Origin of the sequence: Mesorhizobium sp. M1A.F.Ca.IN.020.06.1.1 (assembly GCF_004023265.1) — a bacterium.
Taxonomy (GTDB): Bacteria; Pseudomonadota; Alphaproteobacteria; order Rhizobiales; family Rhizobiaceae; genus Mesorhizobium.
In genome coordinates this window covers 1-6280 of record NZ_RZSR01000274.1, presented here as the reverse complement: position 1 = coordinate 6280, position 6280 = coordinate 1, and the positions used below count along the sequence as shown (strand labels likewise).

Annotated in this window: 8 protein-coding genes and 1 pseudogene; 3 read left to right on the top strand and 6 right to left on the bottom strand. The window is 63.4% G+C overall.

The window, feature by feature from the left end; genetic code table 11:
* From EOA60_RS14370 to EOA60_RS14360, 3 genes are all read right to left on the bottom strand, one after another.
* Positions 1-269, bottom strand: a 269-nt coding sequence (locus EOA60_RS14370; RefSeq protein ID WP_206628135.1) for an enoyl-CoA hydratase-related protein, incomplete at its 3' end; no start/stop codon positions are given.
* A gap of 40 nt (positions 270-309) precedes the next feature.
* On the bottom strand, positions 310-1200 hold the full coding sequence (gene mutM / locus EOA60_RS14365; protein ID WP_066996407.1) for a bifunctional DNA-formamidopyrimidine glycosylase/DNA-(apurinic or apyrimidinic site) lyase: 891 nt from the start codon (positions 1198-1200) through the stop codon (positions 310-312).
* The gene (locus EOA60_RS14360) at positions 1184-2431 is read right to left on the bottom strand and encodes a phosphopentomutase (RefSeq protein ID WP_095824214.1); all 1248 of its coding nucleotides are present in this window, start codon (positions 2429-2431) and stop codon (positions 1184-1186) included. The genes mutM and EOA60_RS14360 overlap by 17 nt, the downstream gene beginning before the upstream one ends.
* 128 nt (positions 2432-2559) lie before the next feature.
* Between EOA60_RS14360 and EOA60_RS14355 the strand changes: the two genes are divergently transcribed.
* Positions 2560-3486: a PhnD/SsuA/transferrin family substrate-binding protein gene (locus EOA60_RS14355; protein ID WP_095824399.1), complete on the top strand. Its 927-nt coding sequence runs from the start codon at positions 2560-2562 to the stop codon at positions 3484-3486.
* 4 nt (positions 3487-3490) lie between these two features.
* Here the strand turns inward: EOA60_RS14355 and EOA60_RS14350 are convergent, their stop codons facing one another.
* The 3 genes from EOA60_RS14350 to EOA60_RS14340 form a co-directional block, all read right to left on the bottom strand.
* A complete protein-coding gene (locus EOA60_RS14350) occupies positions 3491-4111 on the bottom strand; it encodes a TadE/TadG family type IV pilus assembly protein (protein ID WP_095799340.1) in 621 nt (206 codons plus the stop codon).
* 129 nt (positions 4112-4240) lie between these two features.
* The gene (locus tag EOA60_RS14345) at positions 4241-4840 is read right to left on the bottom strand and encodes a TadE/TadG family type IV pilus assembly protein (protein WP_067324568.1); all 600 of its coding nucleotides are present in this window, start codon (positions 4838-4840) and stop codon (positions 4241-4243) included.
* A gap of 136 nt (positions 4841-4976) precedes the next feature.
* Positions 4977-5399, bottom strand: a complete 423-nt coding sequence (locus tag EOA60_RS14340) for a pilus assembly protein N-terminal domain-containing protein (RefSeq protein ID WP_066996418.1) — start codon at positions 5397-5399, stop codon at positions 4977-4979.
* A gap of 357 nt (positions 5400-5756) precedes the next feature.
* On the opposite strand from EOA60_RS14340, the gene EOA60_RS14335 reads away from it, so the two are divergent.
* Together EOA60_RS14335 and EOA60_RS38990 are read left to right on the top strand one after the other, a co-directional pair.
* Entirely contained in the window at positions 5757-5930 is a 174-nt protein-coding gene (locus tag EOA60_RS14335; RefSeq protein ID WP_067324571.1) for a Flp family type IVb pilin, read from the top strand.
* 172 nt (positions 5931-6102) lie between these two features.
* Positions 6103-6280: pseudogene (locus EOA60_RS38990) on the top strand (peptidase); the annotation flags it as partial.

The window sequence follows — 6280 nt, the reverse complement described above, 5'->3', positions numbered from 1 at the left end:
AGCTCCTCCCACCCGACAAAGAAGTCTCCAGTATAGGCGTCGACAAAGGAGATCGCCTGCATTTCCTTGATGTCGGCGCCGGCCGCGAAGGCTTTTTCCGAACCTGTGAGCACCATCGCGCCGATGCCGGCATCGGCGCCGAACGTGTTCACCGCCGCCACGATCTCGGCCAGCACCTGCGAATTCAGGGCATTGAGCGCCTTCGGCCGGTTCAGCGTGATCAGCCCGACCTTGCCGCGTGTCTCCACGAGAATGGTTTCATAGGCCATGGCATCGTCTCCTCGCTTCGATTGAGGAGACCGGTCTAGCTCACCGCTGACAGGTCCGGCAATAGAAGGTGGATCGGCCGCTCTGCACGATGCGCTCGATATGGCCGCTGCAGCCCGGTTTCGGACATGGCTCGTCTTCGCGGTCATAGACCGCGAAGGAATGCTGGAAATAGCCAAGCGACCCGTCTGCCTGGACATAGTCGCGCAGCGAGGAACCGCCGGCGGCGATCGCGTCGGCGATGACCGAGCGGATGGCGGCGGCCAGGCGTTCGCATTGCTCTTTCGCTCTCTTGCCGGAGCCGGCTATGGTGCCGGCTTCGCGCAGCGGCGACAGGCCGGCGCGCCACAGCGCTTCCGACACATATATGTTGCCGAGCCCGGCGATCAGCCGCTGGTCGAGCAACGCGGCCTTGAGCGGCGATCTGCGGCCTTCGAGCAGCGAGGCGAGCAGGGGACCGTCGAGCGCATTGCCGGTCGGCTCGATGCCCAGCCCCGCCAGCATTGGATGCGTGTCCGGCGCGCCTTCGGCAAACAGCATGAAGCCGAAACGGCGCGGGTCGTTGAAGATGACGCGGGACCGCTCGCCCTTCGGGGAGTCGACATCGAATACGACGTGGTCATGCGCCGCGCTCTTCGAGCGCTCGTGATGGAAGCTGCCAGGAATTTGTCCGTTCCCATCGGTTTCGACGCGGAACGATCCCGACATGCCGAGATGGCAGATCAGCACCGGACCGTTTTCGATGTGCATCGTCAGATATTTGGCGCGCCTGCCAAGCGCCGTCACGGTCTTGCCGGCAAGCCGCTCCGAGAACCGTTCGGGAAAGGGAAAGCGAAGGTCTGGCCGTCGCGCCTCGACATTGACGAGCCGCGCCCCTTCCAGGATCGGCTGCAGCCCCCGCCGCACCGTTTCGACTTCAGGCAGTTCCGGCATGGCCGCCTATCGTCGCGAGGAAAGAGGTGCCGTGGCGGCCAGGCGCAAGCCCGAGATGATCCGCGATGGTTTCGCCGATATCGGCGAAGGTCGGCCTGAGCCCGATGTCGCCGCCCTTCAGTCCCGGCCCTATCCCGATCACCGGAACGCGTTCGCGGGTATGATCGGTGCCGCGCCAGGTCGGATCGTTGCCGTGGTCGGCGGTGAGGATGAGAAGGTCGCCCGACTTGATGCGCGACAGCGCTTCCGGCAGCCGGCGATCGAAGGCCTCGAGCGCTCCGGCATAGCCGGCGACATCGCGCCGATGGCCGAACTCGGTATCGAAATCGACGAAATTGGCAAAGACCAGATCGCCTTCGCCGGCATCGTCCATGGCGGAGAGCGCCTTGTCGAACATCGCCATGTTGCCGCCCGCCTTGCGCACCTCCGCGATGCCGCGATGGGCGAAGATGTCGCCGATCTTGCCGACGGCGATGACCTTGCTGCCGCGCTCGGTCAGCCGGTCGAGCAAGGTCGGCTCCGGCGGCGGCACGGCATAGTCGCGGCGGTTGTGGGTGCGCTGGAAGGTGGCGCTTGTCTCGCCGACGAAGGGCCGCGCGATCACCCGCCCGATGTTGAGCAGATCGACCAGCCGGCGCACCGTCAGGCAAAGCTCGTAGAGCCGCTCCAGGCCGAAATGCGTCTCGTGCGCGGCGATTTGCAATACGGAGTCGACCGATGTGTAACAGATGGGCTTGCCGGTCCGGATGTGTTCCTCGCCGAAGCGCTCGATGATCTCGGTTCCTGGCGCATGGCAATCGCCGAGGATGCCCGGCACCTTGCCTTCGCGGATGATCGCGCCGGTCAGCTCGGCCGGGAAGGCGGGCACGGTGTCGGGAAAATAACCCCAGTCGAAACGCACGGGCAGGCCGGCAATCTCCCAATGGCCCGACGGCGTGTCCTTGCCGCTCGAGACCTCCTGGGCAGCGCCATGGAACGACGCGGCAAGCAGCGGCGCGTCGAGGTCGACCGTCAGCCCGGTTGCCGTCTTGGCCGCGCGGGCAAGCCCGAGCGAGATCATGTTGGGGACGGCGAGCGGTCCGCTGCGCAGGCCTTCACGATCCGCGCGGCCCTCGGCGCAAGCTTGTGCGATGTGTCCGAATGTGTCGGCGCCGGCATCGCCGTAGCGTTCGGCATCGGCCGCTCCGCCGATGCCGAAAGAATCGAGAACGAATAGGAAAGCCCGCGCCATAGGGGTGCCATCGTGCCAGTCTAACCAGCCAGACATAGAGTTCCGCAGCGGCGTTGGCAAATCGGATACCAGACCGCAACGGCTTGGTGCAAAGTGGTGCGGATCGAGGGAATGCGGCAAGGATGGGCATGGGCGCAAGATCGGCGGCAAGCCAGGCATTGAGGACCTGCGCGGCGGCTCTCGCGGTGCTCTTCGCTGCCCCGCCGGCGCATGCCGACTGGCGCGCCGACATCGGCACGTTTCGCATAGGAATCGTCGCCGAGCCCGGAGGAGGCAACACGGTACCTGGTCTGGCCCGCTTGACGGATGCCTATACGAACGCTCTCGGCATGAAGGTCGAGTTCGTCGTTGCTCGCGACTATGCGGCGTTGATCGAGGCTCAGGCGAGCGGCCGCATACAGTACGCGGTCTATTCGGCGCTCGCCTATGCTACGGCTTCGGAGCGCTGCGGCTGTGTCGAGCCGCTGGTGGCGCCGGTCGATGCCGATGGAGCCGCCGGCGTCCGTTCCGTGCTGGTGACGCGCGACGGCAAAGTGCCGGGCCTCACAGCGATCGCCTCGCATCGGATCGCCATCGCGCCCGCCGACAATGTCGCCGGTTCTCTCCTGCCGCTGACCGGACTGGCCGGCGAAGGCGTGCCGATCGCGCAGGATTCACCTTTCCTGGCGCGCGCCCCGTCGGCCACCGCGGCCGAGGCGATGCTCGGCGACGGCGAAGCCGACGGCCTGTTCGGCTGGGAGCCTGTCGGCGCCGACGGCCAGCCTACCGACACGGGCGGCACCATCCTGCGGCTTGCGGCCGCCGGCGTCCCGAAGACGTCGCTTCGGGTGCTGTGGAGCTCGGCTCCGCTGCGATATGGGCCTCATGCGGTGCGCAGCGATCTCGACGCCGAAGCCAAGCGACGGCTGGCCGTGTTTCTGACCAATCTCAAGTCGCTGACCCCGGATGTCTACGATCTTCTGGAGCCGACGCACTCCGGCGGCTTCGAACTGGCCGTATCAAAGGACTACGCAACGGCCCTGGCCATCGTGCGGCGGGAAACTCGCGGGGATTAGTCCGTCAGCAGTCGGTGCAAGGAACCGTAGGACCGCGGCGCGGCCTCAGATAGTACGTTTCGCCCATCGATATGTTGTTGAAGGCCGAGGTCAATCCAAGCGTCGACGAACTGTCGGCTGACCAGGTGATGATCGGCTTATAGCCGAGGTCGCTTTCCACCCGGACAAGGAAGGTGTTGCGGATATTCAGCGTTGGCGGAACGGTGGTGGGACTGGTCTTCGCCGCGTCGGCGCTATAGGTGGTGCCCACGAGCTTGCGCGACCAGGCCACCGTCGCCTTGGGCGAAGCCTCGTCGGAGATCTGGATCCCGGTGATGATGATCGTCGGCGTGGAGCGGTTGTAGGGCTGCAGCGTCGAGGTGCCGATCTTCATGATCGCGTCGAGATCGGCTTTCGTGACGCTGGTCTGCTGCGTGACGAGATCCGCCACCATGCTGCCGATGCGGCTGACCTTCTTGCTGGTTTCGATGGCCTGCGAGGCTTCCATCGTGATGAAGTACATGATGAGCAGCACCGGCACGATGAACGCGAACTCGATTGCCGCGACGCCGCGGCGATCGAGGCAAAACCGTGCCGCCTTCGTCACGAAAGCCGAAATTCGCCGCTGTGCCCCCGCACGGTACATATCCTACCCCCACACCGCCGTAAGTCTCGGCCGGCCGCAACATTGAAGCATGTCTCCCGAAGTGGACCCGGTTTCGGGAGACATGCCGAAAATCAAAAAGCCAAAGCAGGTCGCCTCACGCGACCTGCCTTAGTCGTCGAATGGTTCGTTCTGCCAGGTCACCGATGCGAAGTGCAGCGTCTTGCCGCCATTCAGATTGGCCATCTGTTTAGCCAGGAAATCGGTGATCACCGGCCATTTGTAGAAAACCCGCAGCATGTTCTTCGATTCCGCCAGCCCCGGCGACACCGTGAAAGTCGTCGAGCTCGTGCCTGTCAGCACGATTTCGCCGTTCTGGATCTTGAAGCCCGCCGCCGCGGCGTCGGCGAAGGTCGGATATTCGCGCAGGTCCACCAACAGGGAAGCATTTGACCCGGAACCGGGGCAGTTCGTGGCGACCATGATCTCCAGCCTGTCGCAGATCAGCGTCTTGATCGAGGCGTCGGTGACGTTGGCCTTCTTGAGCTGGCCGGTTCGCAGCTGGCGCGCGATATCGTCGGTGGCGTTGGCCATCACTTCCTGGCCGGCGAACGAGATGCAGCTCTCCAGGATGGCGAAAACGAGCAAGGCGAACGGCATGGCCAGCATTGCGAATTCCAATGCCGTGCTGCCGCGCCTGTCGCTGAAGAAACCGGGGCGTGGCTTTGCCTCGGCCTTGCCGTTCATGCCACCCTTGGGCGCCCTGCTCATGTTCCGTTCCTGCCGATCCCTTGCAATGTCGGCTGCAACCTATCGGCCACCCATTGAGGTCCGGTTTGGATCAGCGTTAAACTCGGTGGGCTGCCCTTAACCCGCTGTTAACCTGCGGGCGCTTGCGTCCTTAAGCTCAGCGGGCTGCGTTCATTTCCGTTTCGGACGTTTTCTCAGCCTCGCTCTTGTACGAGCTTTCGCAATAGGGCGTGCAGGACATGGTCTGGACTTCGGCGCGTCGATAGATGCGCACCGAGGACGCGGCTTGTCGGACGACCGTCACCTGCTCATCTATGATCGGGCTGCCATCGGAATCGAGCACGACCAGATTGGTCACGCCGAAACCCTTGCCGGTGAGAACGACCGTCGAGGCATCCTGTACGGCGGCATCGGCGATTGCCGGATTGCCGACGACGATCGTATCGGCCGCGCGCGACAACTTGACGATCTTTGCTTGATTCATGGTGACCTCGATGCCGGCGCCGGCGCTGGCCGGCATGACGGATGCGGCGACAGCCAGCAGCGCGACGACTGAAAATGGCGATCTCGACGAGGTCATTGAAGCGCTCCGGAGCGGCAGACTGTTCAACGGAACATGAACGAAATTGGTGAACCGACGGTTAAGCGCCGCATGGCCGCGATAAGGATTGGCCGGCTCGGCGGTCATAAGCCGGAGAGCATACGCTGTTTTAGCGAAATCGCGGATGGGCCGGATCTCCGCGCTTTTCATGCCCGCCGCTCCGCCTCTGGAGGTTTAGGCCACGGTTAACCAAGCAACGGGATCGCCTCCGGAAAGGAATCGGTAAGGGTATTTATTAAGCCGATCGAAAGGGCTTCCCCCTAGATTTGGCACATCCGATCAACCGGCAAGAGAAGTTGACGGAAGTGCTGTAACACGTGGAGTAGGAGCTCTCGAATGTCTAACCTCATCGCACGTTTCGTGAAGGACGAATCCGGCGCGACCGCCATCGAATACGGTCTGATCGCCGCCCTCATCGCGCTCGCCATCATGGTCGGCGCTGGCCAGCTCGGCACTGCCCTGAACACCAAGTTCAAGGCAATTGCCAGCGCGGTCCAAAACTCCAACTAACAACAACCCGAGGACGACGAAGTCGCTCTCGACGAGAAGGGCCGCCTCGAGGCGGCCCTTGTTCGTTGCAGCATCTGGTTTGCGCGCGAATTTGATCGTCGGCACTCACCGACCGTTAATGGCGTGTGGCTAGACTGGGCGTGTTACTTTTCTCACGGCATTGTGTTGTCTCATGCTTGAAGCTGTAATCTTCGTCGTCTTTCCATTCTGCATGCTGTTTGCGGCGATCTCCGACATGCTTTCGATGACGATCGCCAACCGCGTGCCGGTGCTGCTCGTGGCGACGTTCGCTCTGGTCGCTCCTTTGACCGGGATGGACTGGGCCATTTATGGCGGGCATTTCGCGGCAG